Raw genomic sequence first — 3,323 nt, 5'->3', positions numbered from 1 at the left:
CGTCGAATGCAACGCGATGTGGAAGCGAACCGACTGCGGCGTGGCAAAATACGACTTGTGGCCGTATACGCCCGCCGCGGCGTCGACTGCACCCATGAGATTGAGAACGCCTTGCGGCGGCCGTGCCCGCGAACGTGGCATGTTGACGACGCCCGGATCGCGCCACCGCCTAAAGGCCTGTTCGAGACAGCCGATGGCATCAGCCATATCGATCAACGGCGCGATCGCGGCCTCGTCGAGAAAGAGGGGCAGCGTCATCAGGTGCTCAGCGTCTTCACCAGCGCCAGCACCTTGTCGCGGTCGAAATTGTTGACGTCGTCGATGATGTCGGTGCTGAAGATCGGATCGACGTTCTGAACCGTGCCTTCAAGGCCGAGGAACTTAAGCTGCGCGCGCCATTCGTCGGCGTTCATCGCGCCAAAGCGCTTGTCGCTCTGCCAGGGCGCGGGCATCCATTTGTCGCGGCGCGAATTCACCACCACGCGCGCATCGGCCATCGCTTCCTGGTCGCTCTTTCCCTTCGGCTTGGTCTCCGGGTAGAGGTCCCAGTGCAGCTTGATAGCGAGGTCGGTGTCGGCATAGGCGAACACCGTCGACTTCGCCATCGCGCGGAAGAATCGGACATAGACGTCACGGTTCTTCTTGAAGTCGGAGCGGCGGATGCAATAGGCCTGCCCGAATAGTTGTTGCATGCCCGGCGAATTCGGCAGGTAGCGCAGCTTAAAACCCGCAGTTTCGATCCGCGCGAAGCCACCGTCCCAGAACGCCATCGCATCGACGCGGCCACGATAAAGCGCGTCGCCGGCCGGTCCGCCCTGATCGACCGAAATCCACTCGACGTCCTTGTCGGGATCCATGCCGATTTCCTTCAGCATGCCGACGGCGCCGAAATAGCCGGTATCCCCCTTGTTGCGGATGCCGATGTTCTTGCCCTTGAGATCCTGCAGCGACTTGATCGGGCTGTCGGGCTTGACCGCGACGCCCCAGTGCGGCGAGCGCAGCCAGGCGTAGACGTAGACCACGTCGACATTGGGATTCTTGGCGAACACCGGCAGATAGGCGATCGGCGCCAGCGACGAGGTCTCGACATGCCCGGCGATGATCGCCTGCATAGTCTGGCCCGAGCCGCTCATGTTGATGATGTCGAGCGCGCAGCCTTCCTGCTTGTAATAGTCGATCTTGGGATGCTGCCCCATGGTCATGAAGATCAGCTGGGGATCGATGATTCCCGCGGCGTTGCCGAGCCGGATCGTCGGCAGGCTCTGCGCCGTGCTCCGGTGGACCGACAGCATGGTGACGCCGACCGAGGCGAGCGAAGTGGTGAAGGCGCGTCTTGTCAGCATATGATCCTCCGAGTGGTTATTAATCGTCGAAGCGCGCGCGGTATCGGCCCTAGGTGCCCGGTTTCAGCACGTCGGTCACCCAGTCCCACATGGCGTAGACGCCGGCTGTGAGGTCGTCGACCTGGCAATGGTGGTGGCCGCCGTCTTCGGCCTCGAATACGATCATGGTCTTGTTCTCCGACCCCACCGCGTCGAAGCATTTCTGCGCGAGTTCGAGCGGGATCTGCTGGTCGTGCGCGCCGTGCAGCATCAGGAACGGGCACGTCATCTTCTGCACGATGCCGTCGAGCTTGAAACCCTCCAGCTTGGTCATCGCCTCTTTGCGCGTGCTCGTGCCCATCACCCAGGCGAGATGCTCGGGCGGCACCGACAGCGATGGCAACTTGCCGGAATCCAATAGTTCGAAGCGTCGCTTCCAGGTGTCGTGATAGTCCCACTGCGCGCCCCACGCGATGCAGGCAGCATAGCGCGGCTCCAGCGACGCCGCGCGAGGCGCGTAATAGCCGCCGAGGCTGATAGCCATTACGCCGATTCGTTTGTTATCGAATTCCGGCCGCGCGGCAAGATATTCGTAGGCGGGCGTGCCGTAGCGCTCGGTTTCGGCGATCAACGGCAGGTCGCGGAAACGCACGCTCTCGCCGTTGCCGGGGCCGTCAACGATCAGGCAGCCGACGCCTTGCGCGGCGAGATCGGCGACCCCGAAGAAATATTGCAGTTCCTTGGTGACGTCGAAGCCGTCGAAGAACACCATGGCCGGCGCGGGCTTGCCACGCGCCACATCCGGATCAGGATGCACCAGGATCGCCGGTAGCGATTTACCCTCGTACGGCACCTCGACGAATTCGATGCGCGGCCGCGTCATCATCTCGGCCGCGTCGCGAAATGCCTGCACAGACTTGCGATAGAAATCCGAGCCGCGCTCCGACTTGGGATGCAGGAAGCGCTCGCCGGTCTGGTAATAATGGCTTGCGCGCAGCAGGCAGGAGATCGCTGTGACTTTCTTGCCGCGCGCCAGGGCCGCGCGGCCGCGGGCCTCGACCTTCTCGCCCATCCTGGTCCATTCATCGAACCAAGCGTCGTCATCGCCGACCTTGTCGCGCAGAGCGGTGCCGACGCGGTAGACCTCGTTGATCTCGGCGCCGCCCCACGGCGCGCCCCCAAGGCAGAGCAAGAGGCCGGTCGACCAGCGATAGCTGTCGGGAAAGAACAGGAAAGCCGGATCGTTTTTCAGCATGGACGTTTCCTCTGGTTTCTGCTTGTTGGCCGTTCGCGTCACGCGCCCGGCGTGACGTCGGTAGCTTCGGTCTCCGACCAGAACAGCACGCGCCGCTGGATCGCGCGCAGGCCGGCATGCATGCCGATGCCAATCAGCGAAAGGATGATGAAGACCGAGAAGGTGCCGGACATATCCATTTGCGCGGTCATCGACATGATGAGCGTGCCCAGCCCCTGCTGCGCACCGACGAATTCGCCGACCACCGCGCCCACGATGGAGAATACCGACGCCATTTCGAGACCGGCGAAAATGTACGGCAAAGCCGATGGCACTCGGACCTTCCAGAAGATCATCCAGGAGCCGGCGCCCAGCGCCCGCATCAGTTCGAGCCGCTCGCGGTCGACGGCGCGGAAACCGGCAAGGCTGGTCACCAGCAACGGGAAGAAGGTCAGCAGCGCGATGATCACAACTTTCGACGTTACGCCGAATCCGAACCACATCACGATGATAGGCGCGAGCGCGATCTTCGGGAGACTCTGGATCGCAATCAGGTAGATGCGCAATGTCGCCTCGAGCAGGCGGAATTGCGAGATGATCGTACCAAGCAACAGTCCAGCGCCGCTGCCGAAGAAGAAGCCGAGCAGGACCTGCGTAAGCGTCACCCTTGCGTGCAGCCAGTAGCCGCCTCGGTCGTTCAGGCCGTAGTTCAGTCCGCGGACGAGCGCCGTCCAGATCTGGCTCGGCGGCGGCAGGATATAACTGGG

At 62.7% G+C, this 3,323-nt stretch carries 4 protein-coding genes; all 4 read right to left on the bottom strand.

Annotated features, from left to right (window positions below; translation table 11 throughout):
- On the bottom strand, positions 1-258 hold a 258-nt coding region (locus Q0S16_RS21130), incomplete at its 3' end, for a hypothetical protein (protein ID WP_295852619.1).
- Positions 258-1,343: an ABC transporter substrate-binding protein gene (locus Q0S16_RS21125; protein ID WP_295852618.1), complete on the bottom strand. Its 1,086-nt coding sequence runs from the start codon at positions 1,341-1,343 to the stop codon at positions 258-260. The genes Q0S16_RS21130 and Q0S16_RS21125, both read right to left, overlap by 1 nt.
- Before the next feature lie 49 nt (positions 1,344-1,392).
- Positions 1,393-2,577, bottom strand: a complete 1,185-nt coding sequence (locus Q0S16_RS21120; protein ID WP_295852615.1) for a prolyl oligopeptidase family serine peptidase — start codon at positions 2,575-2,577, stop codon at positions 1,393-1,395.
- Between the two features lie 38 nt (positions 2,578-2,615).
- The coding region (locus tag Q0S16_RS21115) for an ABC transporter permease (protein WP_295852613.1) at positions 2,616-3,323 on the bottom strand (708 nt) is incomplete at its 5' end.

The organism is Tardiphaga sp. (genome assembly GCF_025356345.1).
GTDB lineage: Bacteria > Pseudomonadota > Alphaproteobacteria > Rhizobiales > Xanthobacteraceae > Tardiphaga.
Note: the sequence above shows the minus strand (reverse complement) of the source record. Positions and strands in the feature narration are given on the sequence as shown.